This is a genomic window from Geodermatophilus sp. DSM 44513 (assembly GCF_032460525.1).
Classification (GTDB): domain Bacteria; phylum Actinomycetota; class Actinomycetes; order Mycobacteriales; family Geodermatophilaceae; genus Geodermatophilus.
This window is the reverse complement of the sequence record NZ_CP135963.1, coordinates 4,125,253-4,146,416: the sequence shown is the minus strand read 5'-3', so window position 1 is coordinate 4,146,416 and position 21,164 is coordinate 4,125,253. Positions and strand designations below refer to the sequence as shown.

Annotated in this window: 23 protein-coding genes; 19 read left to right on the top strand and 4 right to left on the bottom strand. The window is 69.9% G+C overall.

Features of this window, described 5'->3' with window-relative positions:
* Positions 1 to 436 precede the first annotated feature (436 nt).
* From RTG05_RS20060 to RTG05_RS20050, 3 genes are all read left to right on the top strand, one after another.
* Entirely contained in the window at positions 437 to 1,300 is an 864-nt protein-coding gene (locus RTG05_RS20060; RefSeq protein WP_208104684.1) for a universal stress protein, read from the top strand.
* Positions 1,301 to 1,497: 197 nt separating this feature from the next.
* A complete protein-coding gene (locus RTG05_RS20055; RefSeq protein ID WP_166526579.1) occupies positions 1,498 to 2,517 on the top strand; it encodes a TerC family protein in 1,020 nt (339 codons plus the stop codon).
* 63 nt (positions 2,518 to 2,580) lie between these two features.
* On the top strand, positions 2,581 to 2,793 hold the full coding sequence (locus RTG05_RS20050) for a DUF2905 domain-containing protein (RefSeq protein WP_166526578.1): 213 nt from the start codon (positions 2,581 to 2,583) through the stop codon (positions 2,791 to 2,793).
* A 69-nt stretch (positions 2,794 to 2,862) separates the two neighbouring features.
* Here RTG05_RS20050 and RTG05_RS20045 read toward each other — a convergent pair whose 3' ends face one another.
* On the bottom strand, positions 2,863 to 3,831 hold the full coding sequence (locus tag RTG05_RS20045; RefSeq protein ID WP_315912079.1) for a M48 family metalloprotease: 969 nt from the start codon (positions 3,829 to 3,831) through the stop codon (positions 2,863 to 2,865).
* A 470-nt stretch (positions 3,832 to 4,301) separates the two neighbouring features.
* Here RTG05_RS20045 and ftsH point away from each other — a divergent pair, with 470 nt between their 5' ends.
* From ftsH to RTG05_RS19995, 10 genes are all read left to right on the top strand, one after another.
* Entirely contained in the window at positions 4,302 to 6,467 is a 2,166-nt protein-coding gene (gene ftsH, locus RTG05_RS20040) for an ATP-dependent zinc metalloprotease FtsH (RefSeq protein WP_208104683.1), read from the top strand.
* A 190-nt stretch (positions 6,468 to 6,657) separates the two neighbouring features.
* Positions 6,658 to 8,040, top strand: coding sequence for an NAD(P)/FAD-dependent oxidoreductase (locus RTG05_RS20035; RefSeq protein ID WP_166526577.1), 1,383 nt, complete (start codon positions 6,658 to 6,660; stop codon positions 8,038 to 8,040).
* A 213-nt stretch (positions 8,041 to 8,253) separates the two neighbouring features.
* Positions 8,254 to 8,697, top strand: coding sequence for an Hsp20/alpha crystallin family protein (locus RTG05_RS20030; RefSeq protein WP_166526576.1), 444 nt, complete (start codon positions 8,254 to 8,256; stop codon positions 8,695 to 8,697).
* A 153-nt stretch (positions 8,698 to 8,850) separates the two neighbouring features.
* The gene (locus tag RTG05_RS20025) at positions 8,851 to 9,585 is read left to right on the top strand and encodes a peroxiredoxin (RefSeq protein ID WP_208104682.1); all 735 of its coding nucleotides are present in this window, start codon (positions 8,851 to 8,853) and stop codon (positions 9,583 to 9,585) included.
* A gap of 46 nt (positions 9,586 to 9,631) precedes the next feature.
* Complete coding sequence (locus RTG05_RS20020) at positions 9,632 to 9,922, top strand: glutaredoxin family protein (RefSeq protein WP_208104681.1); 291 nt, start codon at positions 9,632 to 9,634, stop codon at positions 9,920 to 9,922.
* A gap of 72 nt (positions 9,923 to 9,994) precedes the next feature.
* Positions 9,995 to 10,378: a DUF2267 domain-containing protein gene (locus RTG05_RS20015; protein ID WP_166526575.1), complete on the top strand. Its 384-nt coding sequence runs from the start codon at positions 9,995 to 9,997 to the stop codon at positions 10,376 to 10,378.
* A gap of 164 nt (positions 10,379 to 10,542) precedes the next feature.
* A complete protein-coding gene (locus RTG05_RS20010; protein WP_166526574.1) occupies positions 10,543 to 11,016 on the top strand; it encodes a Dps family protein in 474 nt (157 codons plus the stop codon).
* Between the two features lie 714 nt (positions 11,017 to 11,730).
* Positions 11,731 to 11,997, top strand: a complete 267-nt coding sequence (locus tag RTG05_RS20005) for a hypothetical protein (RefSeq protein WP_166526573.1) — start codon at positions 11,731 to 11,733, stop codon at positions 11,995 to 11,997.
* Positions 11,998 to 13,122: 1,125 nt separating this feature from the next.
* Positions 13,123 to 13,641 (top strand): hypothetical protein, encoded by a 519-nt coding sequence (locus tag RTG05_RS20000; protein WP_315912077.1) that lies wholly within the window; start codon positions 13,123 to 13,125, stop codon positions 13,639 to 13,641.
* A 649-nt stretch (positions 13,642 to 14,290) separates the two neighbouring features.
* Positions 14,291 to 14,629: a hypothetical protein gene (locus RTG05_RS19995; protein WP_166526571.1), complete on the top strand. Its 339-nt coding sequence runs from the start codon at positions 14,291 to 14,293 to the stop codon at positions 14,627 to 14,629.
* Positions 14,630 to 14,961: 332 nt separating this feature from the next.
* Here RTG05_RS19995 and RTG05_RS19990 read toward each other — a convergent pair whose 3' ends face one another.
* On the bottom strand, positions 14,962 to 15,186 hold the full coding sequence (locus RTG05_RS19990) for a hypothetical protein (RefSeq protein ID WP_166525598.1): 225 nt from the start codon (positions 15,184 to 15,186) through the stop codon (positions 14,962 to 14,964).
* A 4-nt stretch (positions 15,187 to 15,190) separates the two neighbouring features.
* Positions 15,191 to 15,922: a beta-phosphoglucomutase family hydrolase gene (locus RTG05_RS19985; protein ID WP_166526570.1), complete on the bottom strand. Its 732-nt coding sequence runs from the start codon at positions 15,920 to 15,922 to the stop codon at positions 15,191 to 15,193.
* A 160-nt stretch (positions 15,923 to 16,082) separates the two neighbouring features.
* Between RTG05_RS19985 and RTG05_RS19980 the strand changes: the two genes are divergently transcribed.
* Both RTG05_RS19980 and RTG05_RS19975 read left to right on the top strand, forming a co-directional pair.
* The gene (locus RTG05_RS19980; RefSeq protein ID WP_208104680.1) at positions 16,083 to 16,268 is read left to right on the top strand and encodes a hypothetical protein; all 186 of its coding nucleotides are present in this window, start codon (positions 16,083 to 16,085) and stop codon (positions 16,266 to 16,268) included.
* Positions 16,244 to 17,137 (top strand): GlgX family protein, encoded by an 894-nt coding sequence (locus RTG05_RS19975; RefSeq protein ID WP_208104679.1) that lies wholly within the window; start codon positions 16,244 to 16,246, stop codon positions 17,135 to 17,137. Before RTG05_RS19980 ends, RTG05_RS19975 begins: the two co-directional genes overlap by 25 nt.
* A 96-nt stretch (positions 17,138 to 17,233) precedes the next feature.
* Here the strand turns inward: RTG05_RS19975 and RTG05_RS19970 are convergent, their stop codons facing one another.
* Positions 17,234 to 18,409 (bottom strand): PP2C family protein-serine/threonine phosphatase, encoded by a 1,176-nt coding sequence (locus RTG05_RS19970; protein WP_315912076.1) that lies wholly within the window; start codon positions 18,407 to 18,409, stop codon positions 17,234 to 17,236.
* A gap of 303 nt (positions 18,410 to 18,712) precedes the next feature.
* Between RTG05_RS19970 and RTG05_RS19965 the strand changes: the two genes are divergently transcribed.
* The 4 genes from RTG05_RS19965 (at position 18,713) to RTG05_RS19950 (ending at position 21,119) form a co-directional block, all read left to right on the top strand.
* On the top strand, positions 18,713 to 18,871 hold the full coding sequence (locus RTG05_RS19965) for a hypothetical protein (protein WP_166526568.1): 159 nt from the start codon (positions 18,713 to 18,715) through the stop codon (positions 18,869 to 18,871).
* Positions 18,872 to 19,243: 372 nt separating this feature from the next.
* Positions 19,244 to 19,906: an HdeD family acid-resistance protein gene (locus RTG05_RS19960; protein ID WP_208104678.1), complete on the top strand. Its 663-nt coding sequence runs from the start codon at positions 19,244 to 19,246 to the stop codon at positions 19,904 to 19,906.
* A 163-nt stretch (positions 19,907 to 20,069) separates the two neighbouring features.
* The gene (locus RTG05_RS19955; protein ID WP_166526567.1) at positions 20,070 to 20,576 is read left to right on the top strand and encodes an Hsp20/alpha crystallin family protein; all 507 of its coding nucleotides are present in this window, start codon (positions 20,070 to 20,072) and stop codon (positions 20,574 to 20,576) included.
* Positions 20,577 to 20,729: 153 nt separating this feature from the next.
* Complete coding sequence (locus RTG05_RS19950; RefSeq protein ID WP_166526566.1) at positions 20,730 to 21,119, top strand: hypothetical protein; 390 nt, start codon at positions 20,730 to 20,732, stop codon at positions 21,117 to 21,119.
* The last annotated feature ends 45 nt before the right edge of the window (positions 21,120 to 21,164 follow it).

The following is a 21,164-nucleotide window of genomic DNA, read 5'->3' as shown; positions in this document are numbered from 1 at the left end:
TCGACGTCCTGCTCGTCGGTCCGCCACCAGCGCGCCACGACACCTCTCTGTCAAGGCCCGCCAGCCGCTGGGGCACGCTCTTCCGCGCGGGGGTGCAGATGACGGATCGGGAGTGGATGGGTGGGCACGCCGAAGCCTTGGCGGTGTTCCTCAACGTGCCGGCATTCCTGAGCCAGACCGCCGCGGCTGACGGCTGCAGAACAGCTGCTTCATGTTGTTGCTCAATCCCGCAAGCGCTCCGCAGCCCCTTCCCCTGGCCGGGGTCGCCTACGGCACCATGGATGCTGTGTCTGGCCCACCGCCCAAGCCGTCGGCGGGTCGGACCACTTGACCCTAGACTGCAGATGTCGCCTAGCGCTTTAGCCCTGTAGTACATAGCGACTTTGCCTGCAGGTCCGTTGGCCCCATGCGGGTCGCCTCTCGCCATACTGCTTGGATGATCGACATGGTTGCCTCCGAGGTGCCCGTGCTGGTGGGCTATGACGGATCGTTGAGCGCCGCCACTGCTATCCAGGCAGCTGCTCGGCTGGTGCCGGGGGCCGCAGCCCACGTGGTTTACCTGTGGGAGCCCCCTTATGACTTTCCGGAGCTGCGTCATCGCTTGCGTAGCGAGGCCGAAACCGTTGACGAGCTGAGCGAGGCTTTGGAGCGGGAAGGCCTGGCGGAGGCTCGGCGAGTGGCGGCACTGGGAGTTGCCGTGGCCGAGCCCGCGGGATGGCCGGCGCAGCCGCTGGTGGAGCGCTGCTTCGGCGGGGTCGGATATCAGTTCGCCCGTCTGGCCGAGCAGCACAGCAGCGCCATGGTCGTTGTGGGTGCACGGGGCTTGAGCGGGCTGAAGGCGATGCTGGGAAGCGTCTCCGACCTGGTCCTGCATGTCAGTCCGGTGCCCGTACTGGTGGTGCCGCATCCCCTCACCACCGCGGAATGGGCGGCTGCCTCTGAGGGCCCCGTTGTGGTCGGCGATGACGGCTCGGCAGCCTCCGCTGACGCTCGAGCGCGAGCCTCGGAGATCTTCGTGGGGCGCCGCATGATTCGGGTGCGGGTTGAGAGCGGTGACGACGACGATGTCGACGTCACCGGGGCCGACATCGTGACCGCGGCAAGGCGCGGACGTGGAGCGCATGGCATCGCCGACGCGTTGTGCGGCTGTGCCCGGCAGCACCACGCCGGAGTCATCGTGGTCGGGTCGAGCGGGCGATCGGCTGGTCCCAAGACCCTGCTCGGGAACGTCGCCAAGGCCGTGGCCCACCGGGCTCAGCGGCCGGTGTTGATCGTGCCGACCAGCGAACGGGCTACGTAGCCAGCAGGCGGTGTCCCTGTGTCGCGTGTGGGTGCCACGGCGGGCGTTGACCTCGGGGGTGATGCGAGAATGCCCCTGCGACGCCCCGGCGCAGGCTCCTTTGATCAGGAGGGGCCTCGAGGTCCGGCACTGCTCGGCGCTGTCGATGAGTGACGTCGGGGCTGACGAGCTGCTGTGCGAGCCGCGGGGAGGTCGGGGTGCTGGAGATCAGCACGGCCGTCTGGGTGCTGACGGTCGGCGTGATCGTGGGGCTGTTGGCGCTGGATCTGTCGTTGGCCGCCGCGCGGCCACACGCGGTGGGCTTTCGCGAGGCGGCCGCGTGGTCGCTGTACTACATAGCCGTGGCGATCGTCTTCGGCCTGGTCTTCGCCGCGTGGGCGGGCGGTGAGTACGGCGCGCAGTACTTCGCCGGCTATGTCGTGGAGAAGAGCCTGTCGGTCGACAATCTCTTTGTCTTCGCCGTCATCATGACGACGTTCGCGGTCCCCGAGGAGCATCAGCACAAGGTGCTGACCTTCGGCATCATCGTCGCGCTGATCATGCGCGCGGTCTTCATCGCCATCGGTGCCGCCCTGCTGAGTCTGTTCTCGTTCATGTTCCTGGTGTTCGGTCTGCTGCTGCTCTGGACGGCGGTGCAGTTGTTCCGTCACCGCAACGAGGACCCCGAGGTTCAGGACAACGGCATCGTGCGGCTCGCTCGCCGCACGTTGCCGCTCACCGACGAGTACGTGGGTGGCAAGCTGCTCACCCGGTTGGACGGCCGTGTCGTCGCCACGCCCCTGTTGCTGGTGCTCCTGGCCATTGGGGGCACGGATCTGCTCTTCGCCCTGGACTCAATTCCGGCGGTGTTCGGCGTCACCCAGGAGCCTTACCTGGTCTTCGTTGCGAACGCCTTTGCCCTGCTCGGGCTGCGGGCGCTGTACTTCCTGGTGAAGGGCCTGCTCGACCGGCTGGTCTACCTGTCCACCGGATTGGCCCTGATCCTGGCGTTCATCGGTGTCAAGTTGGTCCTGCACTGGGGGCACACCATCGATGATCGGGTGCCCGAGGTGCCCACCTGGCTCTCGCTCACCGTCATACTTGTCATCTTGCTGGTGGCGACCGTGGCGAGCGTCATCAAGGTTCGCCGTGATCCGACTGCTCGGGCCCACGCCGGTTCGCTGCGTCAGCATGAGCATGAGGGGGAGGCGGCCGCGGGCAGCAGCCCGCGTCGATGAAGCAGCCCGCGTCGATGAATCGGTCACTGTCCTCGCAGGAGGGTTGGATGGCTGGGGGTGGGGATGGGTCGGGATGTCGGTCCGCTGCTGGTCGTCGTCGGGTTCGCGGTGCTCGTCGTAGGGGTCTTGGCTTGGTCTGGTGGGCTGTCCTGGTTCGGGCGCCTGCCCGGGGACATCCGGATCGAGCGGGAGAACACCCGCGTGTACATCCCTGTGGTGTCGATGCTCATCGTCTCCGTCGTCGCGAGCGTCGTGCTGTCCCTGTTCCGCAGGTAACGATCTCCGTCCCGGGCGCCGACGACGGGGCCGGCGGCCTGCCGCTGCAGGACGCCGGCCCCAGCGTGGTCACCGGTGATCGACCAGCCGGGCGATCCGCTTCTCGACCGGCGGGTGGGTCATGAACAGCGCCGTCCATGACGCACCGCCGGCCAGCGGGTGCACCAGGTACTTCGACGCTTGGGCCGGTTCCACCGGCATGGGGAGCCGCCGCGCGACCCGGTCGATCTTGGCCAGCGCGCTGGCGAGGGCGGGACCGTCGCCGCTGAGCTCGGCGCCGGTGCGGTCGGCCTCGAATTCCCGGCTGCGGGACAGCGCCAGCTGCAGCAGCGCCGCGGCGATCGGCGCGACCAGGAGAGCGACCATCGCCGCGAGCGGGCCGGGGTCCTCGTCGTCCTCGGACGACCCGAAGAACGGGAGCATCCCGACCAGGTTGGCCAGGAAGCTGATGCCGGTGGCCAGCGCCGCGGCGACCGACGTGATCAGGATGTCGCGGTTGCCGACGTGCGCGAGTTCGTGCGCCAGCACGGCGCGCAGCTCCCGGGCGTCGAGCAGGTCGAGCAGGCCTCGGGTCACCGCGACCGCGGCGTGCCGGGGGTTGCGCCCGGTGGCGAACGCGTTCGGCTGCGCGTCCGGCGTCACGTACAGCCGCGGCATGGGCAGCCCGGCCTCGGCGGTCAGCTCCCGCACGATGCGGTGGTAGGTCGGGAAGTCGTCGGGGCCCACCGGGACGGCGCGGGCGGCCATCAGTGCCAGGCGGTCGGAGTACCAGTACGAGCCGGCCACCGCGGCCAGACCGAGGAGCAGGCCGACGACCGCGCCGACCTGCCCGAACTGGGCGCCGAGCAGCACCAGCAGGCCGCCCAGGCCGGCCAGCAGCACCGCGGTCTTGATGCCGTTCCAGCTTCGGCGCAGCGCGGAGAAGGAGGGCCGCCCGGCCCTCCGGCGCGGCGTGAACAGATGGTCGCCCGCCGGCTGGGGCCACGCCCTGGTCTGGGACTGAGGCGGGCGGACCGGCGACCGGAGAGTTGTCGTCATTGTCATCCTCCCTTTCGACGGACGTGGGCAACCCCGGTCAACTGCGGGATGGCGATCCACCGGGGCAGCCACGGACTTCGGCACGCGGATGGTTCGGCACGCGGATGGTCGGCACCTCGTCGCGCGGACGGTCTCGTCGTCGTCGACAGCGGGCAGCGACGGGGTCGGGCACTCGTCCAGTTCCGGTGAGGCTGCCAGCGTGCCAGGTCGCGAGCCCCGGTCCGACCAGGCGGTGCCATGTTGATCACTCCCTTCTCTGGGACCGATACCCCGACCTCTCGCCCAGGAAAACTTCTACCGGCCGCTGTAGATTCCTGGTTGCCTCTCGTTGCGCGGCGCCGCCTAGCGAGAGGTGAAAGCTGCGGAGGGGTGTTCGCCGCGCACCAGGGCGGGAACACTGTCCACGGCGGCGTCGCCGGGTGGCCGACCGCCCGCAGATGAGGCGGCGCTGGCAGGAGGGAGGCACAGCGATGACCGCCCGGGACGACGGAATCCCGGCCAACCGTGGCCCCGAGCTGAACCGACGCGACACAGCTCGGCAGGGGGATGGCGACAGCGGACGATGGCGGCCCCCATGGCGGGTGGAGGGGGAGCGCCCGGATACCGGATCCGGCTCGTGGGCGGACAGCTGGCGCCGGCCGGGTGGAAGCCGGTTCTGGCTCGTGCTGGCCGGTCTGCTGGTGCTCAACTGGCTGCTCTCGGGACTCCTCCTCGCGCCGCCGCAGCGGCTCGAGGTCCCGTACACGTTCTTCCGCGAGCAGGTCGAGGCCGGCAACGTCGCCGAGGTCACCACGACCGGGGACGCCATCGAGGGCCGATTCGAGCAGACGGTGACCTATCCGCCCGAGGATGGGGTGCCGCAGGACGATGCAGGCTCGGACGCAGAGGTCTCCGCCGAACTGGAACGAAGGCTGGCCGGGCAGTCCCAGAGCGGAACACTGTTCACCACGCAGCGGCCGGCCTTCGCCGACGACGGCCTGATGGACCTGCTGCTCCGGGAGGACGTCACCGTCAACGCCGAGCCACCGGACCGGGTGCCGGTCTGGCAGCAGCTGCTGTTCGGTTTCGGTCCCACGATTCTGCTGGTGGCGCTGCTGGTGTGGCTGGCCCGCCGCTCGGCCGCCGGCGCCGGACTCGGCACCGGGCTGGGGCTAGGAAAGTCCAAGGCCCGCCGCTACAGCCCGGAGGCCGGACCGCGGACCACCTTCGCCGACGTGGCGGGGATCGATGACGTGGAGGAGGAGGTCAAGGAGATCGTCGACTTCCTCCGCGAGCCCGATCGCTACCGGCGACTGGGGGCCACCGTGCCCAAGGGTGTGCTGCTGGCCGGGCCGCCGGGCACCGGCAAGACGCTGCTTGCCCGCGCCGTGGCCGGCGAGGCCGGGGTGCCGTTCTTCTCCGTCTCGGCCGCCGAGTTCATCGAGATGATCGTCGGTGTCGGCGCGAGCCGGGTGCGTGACCTGTTCGAGCAGGCCAAGAAGGACGCCCCGGCGATCATCTTCATCGACGAGCTGGACGCGATCGGCCGAGCACGTGGTGGTGGCGTCACCGTCGGCGGGCACGACGAACGGGAGCAGACGCTCAACCAGATCCTCACCGAGATGGATGGCTTCGACGGCAGCGAAGGCGTCGTGGTCATGGCCGCGACCAACCGCCCGGAGATCCTCGACCCCGCGCTGCTGCGCGCCGGCCGGTTCGACCGCCGCGTGACGGTCAACCCGCCCGACACCCACGGCCGCCAGCAGATCCTGGCCGTGCACACCCGCGGGGTACCCGTCGCCGACGACGTTGACCTGGCAGTGCTGGCCTCGGCAACAGCCGGCATGGTCGGCGCCGACCTGCGCAACCTGGTCAACGAGGCCGCGCTGCTGGCCGCCCGCCGCAACCACGATCGGGTGCAGATGGCCGACTTCACCGACGCCCTGGAGAAGATCGTCTTGGGCGCGGAACGGAAGATCTTGCTCTCCCCGGAGGAGCGGGAGCGCACCGCCTACCACGAGTCCGGCCATGCGCTGCTGGGCATGCTGACCCCCGGCGCCGACCCGGTGCGGAAGATCTCGATCATTCCGCGCGGCATGGCGCTCGGGGTCACCCTGCAGAGTCCAGAGACGGATCGCTACGGCTACAGCCGCCGCTACCTGCGGGGCCGGATCGTCGGTGCGCTCGGCGGACGGGCGGCCGAGGAGCTTGTCTACGGCGACATCACCACCGGCGCGGAGAACGATCTGGACCAGGCCACCAAGATCGCCCGCCAGATGGTCGGCCGCTGGGGCATGTCGGAGGCCGTCGGCCCCGTCTCGGTGCTGCCCGATCCCCGCACCGAGCAACCGATGGCCTTGGACGGCAATGGGCCGGCGCCGGCCACCCGGGAACTGGTGGACGCCGAGGTGCGACGCATCCTTGACGAGTGCTACGTCCAGGCCCACGACACCCTGGTTGAGCACCGCGATCGACTCGAACGACTCGCCAGCGCGCTTCTCACCGCGGAGACCCTCGACGCCGACCAGGCCTATGAAGCCGCCGGTCTGCCCAAGCGCCAGACGGTCGATGACACGCTTGCCCCCGTCGTGGAGCCCCACCGCGCCGATGAGGGGACAAGCCGCCCCGGTGACCCGGTGCCGGTCGGTGACCGTTAGTCCACTCGACCGCGTCGCAACCGACACCGCCGATACGCCGGCTCGTCTACGGGCCCGTCCGGTGCCGCCTCAGCAGGCGCACCCGAACGGGCCGACACGTGGCCGCACCTGCCGGCCGGTGTGGGCGCAGAGACAGGTCCGGGTCGATGCGTGAGGTTGTGTCCCCGGCCGGCGCGGTTAGGTACCTGGCATGGCTCAGCGACCCGTGATCCTCATCGTGGGCGTGGGATACGTCGGCCTCTACACCGCGCTGCGTCTGCAGAGGCGGCTCGCCCGCGGGGAGGCCGACATGGTGGTGGTCGACCCACAACCGCACATGACCTACCAGCCGTTCCTGCCCGAGGCTGCGGCCGGCTCGGTCGAGCCGCGGCACGTCGTCGTCCCGCTGCGGCGCACACTGCGCCGCTGCCGCATCATCACCGGCGCGGTGACCGGACTCAGCCACATCCACCGCAGGGCCTACATCGCCCCGCTGGAAGGGGAGCCGTTCGAGCTCTCCTACGACGTCCTCGTGATGGCTGCCGGCTCGGTTGCGCGCACCCTGCCGATCCCCGGGCTGGCCGAGCACGGTATCGGCTTCAAGACCATCGGCGAGGCCATCTACCTGCGCAACCACGTCCTCGCCCGGCTCGACGCCGCCAGCTCCACCGACGACCCACCAGTGCGCCGCCGCGCGCTCACCTTCACCTTCGTCGGCGGCGGCTACGCCGGCATCGAGGCTCTCGCCGAACTGGAGGACATGGCCCGCTACGCCATCGAGCACTACCACCCACGGCTGTCCCCGGCCGACATGCGCTGGGTGCTGGTCGAGGGGACCGGCCGGATCCTGCCGGAGGTCGACCTCGACCTGGCCGCCTGGACGGTCCGTCAACTGCAGGCCCAAGGCATCGAGGTTCGGCTGAACACCCGGCTACAGTCGGTGTCCGACGACGGCGTGGTCCGGCTCTCCGACGGAGAGCAGTTCCCCAGCGAGACGCTGGTCTGGACGGCCGGAACAAAGCCCCACCCGCTGGTCGCGCAGACCGACCTGCCGGTCGACGACCGTGGCCGGGTGCGCTGCGAGGCGACGCTGCAGGTGGCCGACGTCCCCGACGCCTGGGCGGCCGGGGATCTGGCCGCCGTCCCCGACCTCACCCGACCGGGCGCGACGACCGCGCCCAACGCCCAGCACGCCGTCCGGCAGGCCAAGCGGCTGGCCGACAACCTCATCGCGGTGCTCCGCGACGGGCAGACCGTGCCGTACCGGCATCGCTATGTCGGGTCGGTGGCCAGCCTGGGGTTGCACCGCGGGGTCGCCCAGGTCTACGGGATCAAGCTCACGGGTTGGCCGGCCTGGTTCATGCACCGCGCCTACCACGTCAGCCGCATGCCCACCCTCGACCGCAAGGTCCGAATCATCGCCGACTGGCTGCTGGCCTCCCTCTTCCGTCGGGAAGTCATCGCCCTGGGTCAGGTGCAGGACCCGCGCCGAGAGTTCGTCTCGGCGGCGCGTGGCGCCGACAGCCGCCAGGAGCGACCGACGACCTTCTCGGGGCCCAGCCCAGACGATGCCGCTCGAGGGGCCGGTGGCTGACCGGCACCGGCAGGCGCGATGGGGATCGGCAAGCCCGCCGACCGTGCCTGAGCAAGTGGAGTTCGCCCGAGTCCGGGCTGGCGTCTCCAACGTCGGTGCAGAGGGCACCCCACCGGGGAATCTACAGCGGCCACTGTAGGTTTAAGTCGATGTCGACTGGACTACCCCACAGTCGCAGTCCACACCTTCCGGTTCGAAAGGAGGTCGACTCAGATGACACTGCCTGTCCGTTCGCGGCCGCGCGCAGTCGCCGGCTGGGATCCCTTCCGCGAGCTGGACGAGCTCACCCAGCGGGTCAACTCCCTGTGGGAGGCCAACCTCACCGGCGGCCTGCACGGCTGGGCCCCGCTCGCTGACGTGGAGGAGACCGATGACGCCTACGTCGTCGAGATCGAGCTGCCCGGCGTCAAGCGCGACGACATCGACATCCAGCTCAGCGACCGCCAGCTCACCGTCTCCGGTGAGATCAAGGAGAAGGAGCGCGCCGGAATCCTGCGCCGCCGCACCCGCCGGGTCGGGGAGTTCCAGTACTCGGTCACCTTGCCCGCCGAGGTCGACGCGGAGAAGGTCAGCGCGCACCTCGACGATGGCGTGCTGACCGTGCGGGTGCCCAAGCCCGAGCAGGCCAAGCCCCGCCGTATCCAGATCAGCAGCTGACCTGCCGGCGGCCAAGCCGCGCACCCAGCCGTCCCCGGGCTGACCGCCCACCGGCACGTCCGGCGCTCGTCCCGGGAAGACGCGCACTGTCGCGCCGACCCGGGACAGCCGGGCACCCGGGTTCATCGTTGGCTTACGAAGAGGTTTGAGGCCATGACGTCAACCCCTGCGATGCCTGCCGCGCCCTCCCGCCTGCAGCAGCTGGAGGAACGCTTCGCCGAACTCGGTGACCGGCTCGACGACTCGCCGGTCACCGAGGCCCTGTCGGTCCTGCACGCGATCGTGCAGGAAGTGGCCCGGCAGGCCCCACCCCCGTCCCTCGACCCTGCGGGCTCCACCGGCACGACCCTGCAGGACGTGGCCGACCTGTATCTGACCGCGCCGCCGATGAGCGGGGCGGCCGAGTCGACCGGCCTGCCGGTGGGCACGGCCGCGCCGGACTTCACCCTGCCCGACGCCAACGGCCAGCCGGTCAGCCTGTCGGACTTCCGCGGCCGGCCGGTGGTGCTGGTGTTCTACCCGCTGGACTGGAGCCCCGGGTGCAGCCGCCAGCTGGAGCTCTACCAGCAGGAGCTGGGAGAGTTCGAGGCCCGCGGCGCCTCGGTGATCGGGGTGTCGGTCGACTCGATCTACAGCCACGGCGCCTGGGCCGCCGTCCGCGGGATCACCTTCCCGCTACTGGCGGACTTCCACCCCAAGGGTGAGGTCGCCCGACACTACGGCGTGTGGCGAGAATCCGACGGCTTCAGCGACCGTGCGCTGTACGTCATCGACGCCGACGGCGTGATCCGCTACGCCGATGTGTCCCCGCGGGTGGAGCACCTGCCCGACATCTACGACCTGTACGCGGCGCTCGACCAGCTGACCGCTCAGCGGTCGGCGGCCTGAGCGCGTGCCAACTCACGCCATGCCTGGAAAGGAGGGAGGTGGCGCCATGACCGCCCCCGTCATCACCGGGATGCGCCCGGCCGTCGCCGTGGCCCCGGTGACCGTGTACGGCAACCGGTGGTGCGGCATCACCCAGATGACCCGCCGCATGCTCGACCGCGCCGGCGTGCCCTACCGCTACGTCGACCTCGACCTGCATCCGGAGATGCACCGCCGGCTGCGCTGGATGGCCGGCGGCGACCTGCGCAACCCCGTGGTCAATGTCGAAGGTGAGTGGCTGGAGCAGCCGACCGCGCGGGAGCTGCAGTGGGTCCTCACCCGACACGGGCTGATCTGACCTGACCAACCACTGCCAGCAGCCGACGAGACCGGACTTGCCTTTGCTGTCATGCGGCAAGAAAGGAGCGCCATGCGATACGACGAGTTCCTCGCCACAGTCCGCGAACGCGGCGAGTACGCCGACCAGGCCGAAGCCGAGCGAACGACGCGCATCGTGCTCGGCCTGCTCGCCCAGCGACTGGTCGATGGCGAACGCACGGACCTGGCGGCCCAGCTTCCCGGGCAGTTGCAGGACGCCGTGCTCACCGCCGGACCCCAGGAGACGTTCGGCGTGGAGGAGTTTCTGCGCCGGCTGGCCGGAGAGTTGTCCGCCACCGAGGAGACCGCACGCTGGGACGCCAGCGCCGTGCTCACCACCCTCGCCGAGGCGGTCAGCGGCGGAGAGCTCAACCAGATCCTGACCCAGCTCCCGGCCGGCTACGCGCCACTGTTCGGCAAGGCAGACCTCGCCTGACGCGTCGAGGGCACCCCGGTGTCGGCGCGCCAGCGGGATCCTGGCGCTGGGCAGGCCGGTGCGACCCAGGCCAGCGGGGGGTCAGATCAGGATGCTGATCACCGCAGCCCGATTCAGGCCCCGATCACGGTCCAACGAGATCTATGACGAGGAGGGATTCGCCCATGGCACGGATCAAGAGCCTCCTTCCCGAGAACGTCCAGAAGAGCGCCGGTGAGGCGCTGCAGGGCACCCTGGTCGACCTGATCGACCTCAGCCTGATCGCCAAGCAGGTCCACTGGACGGTCGTGGGACGCAACTTCCGCAGCATCCACCTGCAGCTCGATGACGTCGTGGAGACGGCTCGCCAGTACACCGACGTCGCAGCCGAGCGGGCGGCCGCGATCGGTGTCCTGCCCGACGGTCGCGTCGACGCCCTGCGGGGCCAGAGCCAGGTGCCGCAGCCTCCGGTCGAGTGGATCCAGGCCGAGGATGCCATCCGGTTCTTCGTCGACGTCTTCGACCAGATGGTCGCCCGCATGCGGGCACGCATCGACGCGACCGAGGACGACCAGGTGACGCAGGATCTGCTGATCGAGGTCACCGCGGCCCTGGAGAAGCACTACTGGATGTGGCAGGCGGAGAACCAGTCCGGCTGAGTCTGAGACGCCACACAGCCAACGGCCGGTCCCGACGGGACCGGCCGTTTGTGCATGCGGCTGCCTCAAATCTGCACCTGTTCTCCCATGATCACGGTCCGCCACCGGAAGATGCACGAGGTCGGCCTGGCTGTAGCCGAGTTGCGGGCCAAGATGATGAAAAGGCGCTTGCGCCCGGCGCTCATGCCTGCTGCCTGGCGCGGTGGAACGCGATGTGCGAGATGACGTACGGGATCTCGTCCAGGTCCACGTCCGATCTCGCGCTCCCAACGTCCTGGCCTATCAACCTCAACGACGGGACCGCGCTCTGCGCCGTCGTGGCGCTGGTGGTGGCGGCCGCGGTCGTCCTGGGCGGCACGCGCTCTCTTGGTGCTTCTCCGGGCTTCTCTTGGTGCTCCTCCGGGCTCCCGAGCCGCCGAGGTTCGCAGGGCCCCGCGGTGCGCCGGTTCCTACACCGGAATCGGTGAGCCAGCCGGAACAGCTGAGATGGTTGTGCCAGAGTTCATCGGCGATCGCCAGCTTTCCGGGTCGATCGCTTCCCCCTAACGTGCCCTCGTGCTGACGGCCGGTCGTACCCGTGGATCCCTGCTGCCGTGCGCCCTGCACAGCGCCGACTGGTGCCGGCGTGGGGACCCCGACGGCAGGGGCATGGCGACCGCCTCTCGGGCATCCGCGCGCCGGCATCTGGTGCCCCGCGGGCGGTGACGCCGATCGGTGGACGGCTTCCAGCGGGCTGTGGCAGAGGAGGGGTACGACGTTGTCTTCGGCGGCGAGGACTGGATGGCGGCGCTGTCCGCGTACCGCGACGAAACCCCCGCCACCGTGGCGCACCCGTCGCCGGAGGTCGCCGCCGAGGCGGTGGACAAGGTCGGCCTCGCTGCGGCGCGCGGTCAAGGCAGGTCTGCGGGCGCCGCGGACCGAACCGGCCACGACTCGCCGAACTGCGTGCCGACGCCCCCAAGGTGCTACACGAGCACCTGAAGCTCAATCCCGTCGACGTCCCACCGGCAGGCATGGGGCGGGGCGCTTCTCAGCGATCTGCCTCTGGCGACCTCGAGGTGGGGTCCGAAGTGCGGGCGCCCATGAGGCGGGAGCATGCCGGGCAGTGCATGAGCGGGCCTCGCCGCTCGGGCAGCCATGGGTCGCCCAGCTGGTCCACCGGCACTCCGCAGACGGCGGCCATGGGACCGCCGGAGCGCACGGCATGTAGCGGGCCGGGGTTTCGGCGGGTGGTCCCGGCCAGGTAGTACTCGGGGAAGCAGTACTCGCGGCTCTGGCTGTCCATGCCTTACCTCACACGCCAGCCTCGGTGAAGGGCAAGCGCGCTCCTCCTGCCGACGCCGTGTTCTCGATGCAAGCCGGAAAGACCGTGCGAGAGGGCCTGTACTCGCGGTCGAAGCGGCGCTCCACGCCGGTCCTGTTCCACTCATCGCAGGCACAGGTCCACGGGTTAGGTCGAGCATGTCGCGCGCCAAATCGCGGGCGGGCCGTCGGCGCCAGCCCCGGCGATACAGTCGCGCCGATCCGGCAGCGCCCCAGCATCAAGCCCTCCGCGACCTACCGCACCGCCCAGCTCCCGCGGGCACTCCGCGTCGGTCCATTCCGACCTCACCGGACGGACCGCCCAGAACCGCCAACCTGGTCGCAGCGCGTGACCAGCGGCCGACCGGGGGCCTCAGCTGGTCAGGGCTGCCATGTCCGCAGCATTAGCGGGCGCGGCCGGGTGGTGGCTGGGGTAGCGGCCCTGTGCTGCCAGCGGTCGAGCAGGTTCTCGACCTGTCGGCCGGTGATCCGGTCCATCGGCGTGCCCGGCCGACTCGGTCGGCGAGCAGGCGCCGGGTTGCCCGGGCGCCGCGCGCCAGGTCAGCCGGAGTGGAGCGCTGACGCTGTACCCACCGCCGACGGTGAACTCCCAGATGCGAACCCGAGGCTTGAGCCCAGGCCGGTGATCGGTGATCGCTTCTGACAGCAGGCCCTCGGCGTGGAAGGAACCGCAGGTGAACGGCTGGCGAAGGCACGTGAGCACCGGGGTACACCGGTTTGAGGGCGTTGGCCGCGGGTAGCGCGAGGCCGCACACACGCGTACCGCTCACCCAGGGAGGGATTGTGACGACACCTCGCGCCTCAGGCGTGGAAATCGAGCGCGTTCGGGCCAACCCCGCGGGGGCCTACATCACCGTCGCAGGCGTCGTGATCTTCAACGTCGCCGTGTTCTTCGAATGGGCCAGCAGCGACGGCGATGGTTTCAGCGGGTACGAGGCCGACAGTCTGTGGCCTTACGCGGCCTATCTGGGCATCGGCTTCGCCGTCGCCCTGCTCTACGCGGCCAGCAGGGCGTACCGACGGCAACACCGCGGGCTGTCCCTCGCGTCGATGGCCGTCGGCCTGGCGACCCTCCTCCAGTGCGTGGCCTGGCTCGTCGACGTTCCGGGTGCCGCGGAGCGCCAGTCGGAGTTGAACGCCGACGTGGGTGTGTGGATCGGGCTCGTCGGCGCTGCCATCTGGGCCATCGGATCGGGGCTGCTCGCCAAAGAACCCGAGGGCGACCCGGAGCACGACCGCATCCGGACCGGCACGGACGCGGTCGACCGTGATCGCGGGCCTGCTGGGGGCCTGGACCGGTAGGTCCACCGCACGCCAGCCACCCATCCGGAAGTGCCCTCTCCACACGCGTGGAGAGGGCACTTCCGTCATCTGGCAGGGTGCATGGCCGCTGGTCGAGGAGCGCAGATAGGGTTCGTCGCATCTACTCCCACTCTATTATCTACTGGTGCGGCAATTAGTCTTTACCAAAATGTTTCGAATCGGACCCGGGCACTCCGCCGGGTCCGCCAGAGGTACGCGCCAAGAGTCGCGCGCGGTGGTCGCGCCGACCGTGGCGAAACGTCAAACGGATCAACGCGTGACCCCGCCGCGACGCGCAGTCGAAGCCTCTCATGGAAGGCCGGCGGTGCCGTGCGCGTCGTTCGAGAGCGCCGCGGAGTCGATGAAGGCTCCGAGACATGATGGTCCTCATGACTACCACTCGTGAGCACTTCGTTGCGTACCCGTACCTAGGCCGGCCGGCGCCACTGATGGCGGAGCACTCCCTGCCGATGAGGTGCATCGGGCCGCGACAGGCGTGTCGATCAGCCTCCCCGGCCGGGAACGGCGCCCGCCGACAAGGCGGTGTGCGGGGCGCCTGTCCACGAGGACGAGGACCGGGCCTCGTTCCACGCGGGGGCTCGGTTCTGGGCAAACCTGCTCGGCATGTACGCAGATGGCCGGGTGAACCATGACCCGGCGTACCTATGGGTTCACTATCGCCGGCAGGATTACCGTCGGTGACACGACCGTCCGGTCGGCCCTATTGCCGCTCATCGAGGAGATGCTGCGCGCCGAGATCCAAGAGCACGGACTCGCGCCAGTCGACGATGAGGCCGCTGTGAAGGTGAGCTCCTACGTCCTTGCTCAGGCGGTGGGCGAGATGGAGCGAGAGCGTCCTGACGTGCTGATGAAGGCGTATCTGGAGAGGGCAGTGTCGAGGGATCTGAGGCGGGGACTGCGTGACGCCGTCGTGACGACGGCCGGCATCTACGTCGAACCGTCTGGCGAAGGGAGCCCCCCGTTGTAGTGCTGCGGCTTTCACGCGGGGCCTCGGGGACCGGCCGGCATGTCTCGGGCGCAACTCCATCAGCCCTCGGCTGAGGAGATCCGTGCGGGCGCATGCGTAGTCACCCAGATCTGCTGCATGTGGCCTGGAATGTCTGCCATTCCGTGACGTCACCCGGAGTGCGCGGTAAGCGAGGCAGCTCCCGTGATCTCTCAGCTGCTCCGCCCTCGATCCGCTGGGGCGGGGAGGCTATTCGGCCGGAAGCATGATGGTGGAGGGTCGCCTTTGCTGGCCGGGCCCCAGCAGAATCACTCGTCCGGCCTTACGCAACCGAACAAGACGAGAACTGCCGTTCAGCGCCAGCTTCGTGCGACCAGCGAGCGCCCGTCCATCAGGCGGGCGATGGGCTGAGATCTCGGCAGCAGCGGTGATCGCACGAGAAGAAGCGCCAGACCTGGCTTGTAATTCTCCTCCCAGCCGCCGACCGGCCGCATGATCACCGCCAGGACGACAAACCCGGCGATGCGTATCGCCGCGTCGCCCGGAATCAAGAGGGCGAAGATTGCCTGACCCGGCACGAGCTCACGGCTGAGTCTCCAGCAACTGCCCAAGGTCGGAGACGACGACATCGGCGCCCTGCGCTCGAAGCTCGGACGCCTGCCCCGCGCGGTCCACGCCAACGACGTAACCGAAGCCCCCGGCTCGCCCGGCGGCCACTCCCGCCAGCGCGTCCTCGAACACCGCCGCCTGCATCGGCGGCAGACCCACCGCTCGCGCGGCCGCCAGGAAGGTGTCCGGCGCCGGCTTTCCACGCAGACCGTCGCGGCCAGCGACAACGCCATCAATCCGCACGTCGATCAGAGCTGCGAGCCCGCTCGCCGCCAGCACCTCGGCGGCGTTGGCCGAGGCGGTCACCACCGCCGTATAAAGGCCGGCGGCTTTGACGGCGCGCAGGTAACGCGCAGACCCGGGATAGACCTCCACGCCGTGCTCAGCCAGTGCGCGCAGGAACAGCTGATTCTTTCTGCGGCTGAGGCCGTGGATGGTCGCGGCGTCCGGTGGGTCGTCGGCGTTGCCTTCGGGCACGGTGATGCCTCGGCTGGCGAGGAAGTCACGTACCCCGTCGGTGCGGGGCTTGCCATCGACGTATCGGGCGTAGTCCAGCTGGTTGAAGGGCCGTTGCCGGGGGTGCGCGACGCGGAGGAAGTCATCGAATGTCGTCTTCCAGGCGGCCTGGTGCACCGTCGCGGTACGGGTCAGGACACCGTCCATGTCGAACAGGCAGCCGTGGATCGATCCGGGGAGTCCCAGCACGCCGTGACGCTAGAAGAGTGCTGGCTGGGGCGTCGAGCCGGGCCCGCGCAGTCGGGGAGCGCCGTCAGCCGCCTCCGACTCCGCCAGCATCGTCTGGGTGAGTCCTCAATCATTCCTCCAGACGGTTGCGCGACACGCGGGACCAGCGCCAGACGCCCTGGTGCAGCAGGCCCCTGTCGTCTCCCAGCTCAAGCTGATCGCCGAGCCCTGGGACGTCGGTTCCGGCGGTTACCAGGTCGGCAATTTCCCGCCGCTGTGGACGGAGTGGAACGGCCGCTGCCGCGACGCGGTCCGCGACTTCTGGCGCGGGACCCCGGCACGGTGGGGGAGTTCGCCTCCCGGCTGACCGGCTCCAGCGGCCTGTACGAGTCCAGCGGCCGGCGGCCGTACGCCTCGGTCAACTTCGTCACCGCCCACGACGGGTTCACCCTGCACGACCTTGTCTCCTACAACGGCAAGCACAACGAGGCCAACGGCAAGCACAACGAGGCCAACGGCGAGGACAACCGGGACGGCACCGACGACAACCGGTCGTGGAACTGCGGCGTGGAAGGCCCCACCGACGATGTCGGCGTCCTCGCGTTGCGGGAGCGTCAGAAACACAACCTGCTGGCCACCCTGCTGCTGTCGCAGGGCGTGCCGATGCTGTTGGCCGGCGACGAACTCGGGCGCACCCAAGGCGGCAACAACAACGCCTACTCTCAGGACAACGAGATCGCCTGGGTGAACTGGAAGCGGGCCGAACAGTTCGCCGACCTCACGTCGTTCGTCGCCCGACTGACCCGGCTGCGGCGCGACCACCCGGTCTTCCGCCGCCCCCGATTCTTCCAGGGCCGGGCCGTTCGCGGCACCAATCTCGAGGACATCGCCTGGCTGACCCCCGAGGGGCATCCCATGACCGACCAGGAGTGGAGCGCCGGGCACGCCGGCGCGCTGACGGTCTTCCTCAACGGTGGCGGCATGCCCGAGCCCGACCGCTACGGACGGCGGATCGAGGACGATACGTTCCTGTTGCTGGTCAACCCCGGCTTCCAGGAGCGGGCATTCATCCTGCCCGCAGCCACCTACGGCCGCAGCTGGGCCACCGAACTGGACACCAGGGAGCCACCGATCGGAGCGGGGGAGGCCGGCGAGCCCATCCCGGGGGCGCACATCGCCGGCGACGTCCTCACCCTCGGCTTGCACTGCCTGCTGCTCCTGCGCCGGACCGAGTGACCCAGGGCAGCGGCCGACCAGCAGTGAGACTGCGGCATGCGCGCCGTTGCGGTCAGCCGCCTGAGGCAGCCCCACTGCGGCAGGAGGGCCGTCCCCTCAGCTGCCCAAGCGCGGACGGTTGCCCCGGCCGGTCGGGCCGGCCTCGGGGATATCGGTGGCCAGTTCGTCGTCCTGCGGCGACCCCTTGTACTCGATCAGCAGCAGGGAGGCGTCGTCGCTGGTTCGTCCGTAGCGGGCGGCCATGAGCGCGTGGGAGAGCCGACGGACAGCCTCGGCGGCGGGCAGCCGCTCGGCGCTGGTCTGCTCCAGGATGCGGCGCAGGCGGGCCTCGCCGAACTGCTCACCGCCGTCCAGCCGCTCCTCGACCACACCGTCGGTGAAGATCAGCACCCGGTCGCCCGGCTCCAGTCGCACCGACTGCACGTGGGCGACCGCGCCGCCGAAGCCGACCGGCCGAGTGACCGTGCCGGCTAGTTCGCCGATCACCCGCCCATTGCGTACCCACAGCGGCGCGGGATGCCCGGCGTTGATCCACTTCAGCTCCCCGCGCTTGGTGTCCAGCCGGCCGATCTGGGCGGTGGCGAACCGGCCCGGAAAGGCCTCGGCGACGACCCGGTCCATCGCCGCGTACAGCTCGGGAAGGTCCGACCCGCTGAGGCGCCCGTGGCGGTAGGCGGCGATGACGACGGTGGCCACCGCTGCTGCCTCCAGACCGTGGCCCATCGCGTCGAACACCCCGAAGTGCAGCACGTGATCGTTCATCGCGTAGTCGAAGCTGTCGCCACCGACTCGATAGGCCGGTTCCAGGATGCCGGCCAGTTCCACGTCCGGGTTCGTCATGGTCAGCGGCGGCAGGGTTCGCCGCAGCAGGTGCGCTGCGACGCTCATCGGATGCGCGGTACGCGCCCGGGCGAAGGTGTCGGTGTATCCGGACTTGGTCACGATCAGGTCGGCGACCAGGCCGGCCAGCCGTTGTGCGAGGCGTCGATCCGCGTCGTTCACGGCCGGAAGGCGCAGCGACAGCACCCCGATCCGGTCGGACCCATCGAGCATCGGCAGGTACATGCGCACCGAGCCGTCGGGGAGGTCCTCTTCGACCGGGGTGTCGGTGGTGAAGGCTCGCCCGGCCAGGCTGGCGTCGATGAGTACCCGTTGTCCGACCAAGCCCTCGCCTTCCAGCGGCTGGAGGTGCACCTGGTCGTAGTCCTGCAGGAAGATTGCGATCTCGCTGCCGCCGACTGCGTGGATCTCCTGCGCGACCAGTGGGCCCACGAGTCGGGGCGGTATGAGGTGGGCGCGGTCGAGGAGTGAGCCCAGCAGAGCCTCGCCCATGCTCTCTGCCGTTGGCTGTCCTTCGACGGCGCTGCGGAAGCCGACCGGTTCGGACCCATTCCTCCCCACTGCAGGCTGCATGTGTCGATCATGGGCAGCCGCTCGCAGCTGCAAACACGCCGGCTTCCGTTCAGCCCTGCCTGGGCCGGCGATGGCCGTTTTCTCGCCCAGGTAGCGGGGAACCGCTCCCCGGGCCGCCGTGAATCTGGCGGAGCAGCACAGTTGAGAGAAAGGAGCGAGGACATGTTGATGTGGTCGGTGGTGACCCTGCTCGGGTTCCTCGGGCTGACCGCGGTCGTGATTGCGCTCGGCGCGTCCTCGACGGCCCGCTACGAACAAGAGCGCAGCGAGTCGCCGCAGCGGGCTGACCCGGGCAACCATGAGCACTTGGCCGCAGCATGACTGAATCCGATCAACCGCTCGACCCGCGGCCGGACCGCGGGGCAGGTCGAACAGTGCGCGCAGCGGCGCAGCGCCCAGGCGGTGAGGGAGATGACCACGCCCGCGGGCAGGGCGCGGATCCGACGCTGCATCCGGCCGGTCTCATCAGCGCCGCAGCGACCATCTCGACCGGCACGATCTGAGTCAGCTCGCCCAGACGGCCGGGCGCGAACCGGCCGTGGCAACCGCGAACTCACGGAGGGACGAGGCGGGCGCGAAGGGCCCCGAGATTCCGTTAGCGGCTAGAGGGAATCTATGTTTGTCACTGGAGGTTTGAGGTAGTACCGGGGTCGGAGCGATCGATCCCGAGGAGAGGAGCGCACGGAGGTCGCGATGGCTCGTCTGATCTCACTGCCGCACCACCGCGACGGCGGCATCAGGTCTGAGCACACGGGCTCGGTCGACGGCGGCACAGACGCCGGTCGGCGCGGTCGGCAGCGAACTCGGCTCGGCATCAGTCGGGAGCTGTCCTGGGCGCTGGGACTGCGCGGCGGGCTGGCGCTCCTGCTCGGCCTGCTGGCGCTGCTGTGGCCCGGCGTCACAGTATCGGCGTTGGCGCTGTTGTTCGGCGCCTATGCGGCGGTGGACGGCGTTGCCATGATGGCGGGCGGCCTGGCCGGTCATGCCCCTCGCCGACGTCGCTGGGGGTATGCGGTGGCCGGTCTGGCCGGCCTCGTCGCGGGGCTGTCGAGCTTGCTGTGGCCGCAGATCACCGCGTTGGCCCTCGTCTCGCTGGCCGGGGCGTGGGCACTAGTGACCGGAGTGCTCGAGGTTGTGGCGGTCGTGCGGCTGCGCCGGGTGACGACCGGCGAGTGGCTGCTCGCGGCGGCCGGAGTCATCTCCGTGGTCGCCGGAGTGCTCATCCTCCTGCGCCCGGCCAGTGGAGCGCCGGCGCTGGCGACGGTGTTGGGCGTCTACGCCGTGATCGCCGGGGTGGTGCTGCTGGCCGCCGCGTGGTACCTCCGCAAGGAGCCGGTCGTGATCGTGGAGGTGTGACCCCTTCCCTGTTCCCTAGCCCTTCCCAGTCCCGGATCTGCGACCTTTCCGCTCTCCGCCCGTGACGCCGGGCGGCCGGGGAGAAACAGACCTCGTGACCGCGCCTGCGGCCACGAATCCACCGCACAGCACAAGACCACAACCGTCAGGAAGGAGAGTGACCATGAGCGTCACGCGTTTCGACCCCTTCGGGGACCCCTTCCGGGGTCTTGACCGACTGACCAGCCAGCTGGTGTCGGGTCGGCGCACGCCGATGGGCATGCCGATGGACGTCTGGCAGGGCGATGACGGTTACCACGTCGCCCTGGACCTGCCGGGTGTCGACCCGGGCAGCGTGGAGATCACCTCCGAGCGCAACGTGCTGACCATCCGCGCCGAGCGCCGCGCGGAGTACGAGGAGGGCCACAACGTCCTGCTCGCCGAGCGGCCGCAGGGCAGCTTCACCCGGCAGCTGCAGGTCGGCGACGCCCTGGACACCACCAAGGTGCAGGCCACCTACAACGACGGCGTGCTGATGCTGTCCATCCCGATGGCCGAGTCGGCCCAGCCCCGCCGCATCGAGGTCCAGACCGGCGGCGGCGGCCAGCAGCAGCTGTCGGCCGGCCAGGTCCAGAACAGCGGCGAGCAGTCCGGCGGCGAGACTGGCAGCACGGGCCGCCAGAAGCGCTGAGCGGCGCGGTGGGCGGTGCGTGAGCCCGCGGCGGGCGCACCGCTCACCCGCCCACGGTGAGCAAGGGCACGGCGGGGCTGGGCCAGGGTTGTCCCAGTCCTGCCGCTCATCCAGTGGTTGGGCGGCCGTGATGGCGAGCGGAGGTGAGGAGAGGTGCTCAAGGAAGTTGCGGTGGAGCGCTACCGGTTCACCTGCGCCGGCTGTGGGCACACCTGGAGTGCCGACTACGACGTGCAGCACGTCGAGGACGGGCACGGCCTGACCTGGGAGTACTACTCCCTCAACGGCATCCCGGTGCCGTCCCCGACCGCGCGAGGAACACTGAGCTGCCCGCGCTGCGGGGCGACCTGGATCCACTTCCGGCTCCTTGCCGTGCGCACCGTGCCACTGGTCGAGCCGGCCGACGGCCAGGCGGACCCCGACCGTCCCCGCCAGCGATTGGACGCCGAACGGCAGGAGGCCCGCCGCCAGGCGCCGCTGCTGTCCGGTGAGCAGCTTGTGTTCGGCGAGTCGGTTCCCGGCGTGCCGACCGTCGAGCAGTAGCTCGCCACCGGGTCCCGACCATCCCCTGTCAGTAAAGGCTTTCGA

Bases quoted from the DNA above. Each gene is read 5' to 3' on its own strand.
- RTG05_RS20060 (WP_208104684.1), top strand. From the start codon at position 437: ATGATCGACATGGTTGCCTCCGAGGTGCCCGTGCTGGTGGGCTATGAC.
- RTG05_RS20050 (WP_166526578.1), top strand. From the start codon at position 2,581: ATGGGTCGGGATGTCGGTCCGCTGCTGGTCGTCGTCGGGTTCGCGGTG.
- RTG05_RS20045 (WP_315912079.1), bottom strand. From the start codon at position 3,831: ATGACGACAACTCTCCGGTCGCCGGTCCGCCCGCCTCAGTCCCAGACC.
- ftsH (WP_208104683.1), top strand. From the start codon at position 4,302: ATGACCGCCCGGGACGACGGAATCCCGGCCAACCGTGGCCCCGAGCTG.
- RTG05_RS20035 (WP_166526577.1), top strand. From the start codon at position 6,658: ATGGCTCAGCGACCCGTGATCCTCATCGTGGGCGTGGGATACGTCGGC.
- RTG05_RS20030 (WP_166526576.1), top strand. From the start codon at position 8,254: ATGACACTGCCTGTCCGTTCGCGGCCGCGCGCAGTCGCCGGCTGGGAT.
- RTG05_RS20025 (WP_208104682.1), top strand. From the start codon at position 8,851: ATGACGTCAACCCCTGCGATGCCTGCCGCGCCCTCCCGCCTGCAGCAG.
- RTG05_RS20020 (WP_208104681.1), top strand. From the start codon at position 9,632: ATGACCGCCCCCGTCATCACCGGGATGCGCCCGGCCGTCGCCGTGGCC.
- RTG05_RS20015 (WP_166526575.1), top strand. From the start codon at position 9,995: ATGCGATACGACGAGTTCCTCGCCACAGTCCGCGAACGCGGCGAGTAC.
- RTG05_RS20010 (WP_166526574.1), top strand. From the start codon at position 10,543: ATGGCACGGATCAAGAGCCTCCTTCCCGAGAACGTCCAGAAGAGCGCC.
- RTG05_RS19995 (WP_166526571.1), top strand. From the start codon at position 14,291: ATGACCCGGCGTACCTATGGGTTCACTATCGCCGGCAGGATTACCGTC.
- RTG05_RS19965 (WP_166526568.1), top strand. From the start codon at position 18,713: ATGTTGATGTGGTCGGTGGTGACCCTGCTCGGGTTCCTCGGGCTGACC.
- RTG05_RS19960 (WP_208104678.1), top strand. From the start codon at position 19,244: ATGGCTCGTCTGATCTCACTGCCGCACCACCGCGACGGCGGCATCAGG.
- RTG05_RS19955 (WP_166526567.1), top strand. From the start codon at position 20,070: ATGAGCGTCACGCGTTTCGACCCCTTCGGGGACCCCTTCCGGGGTCTT.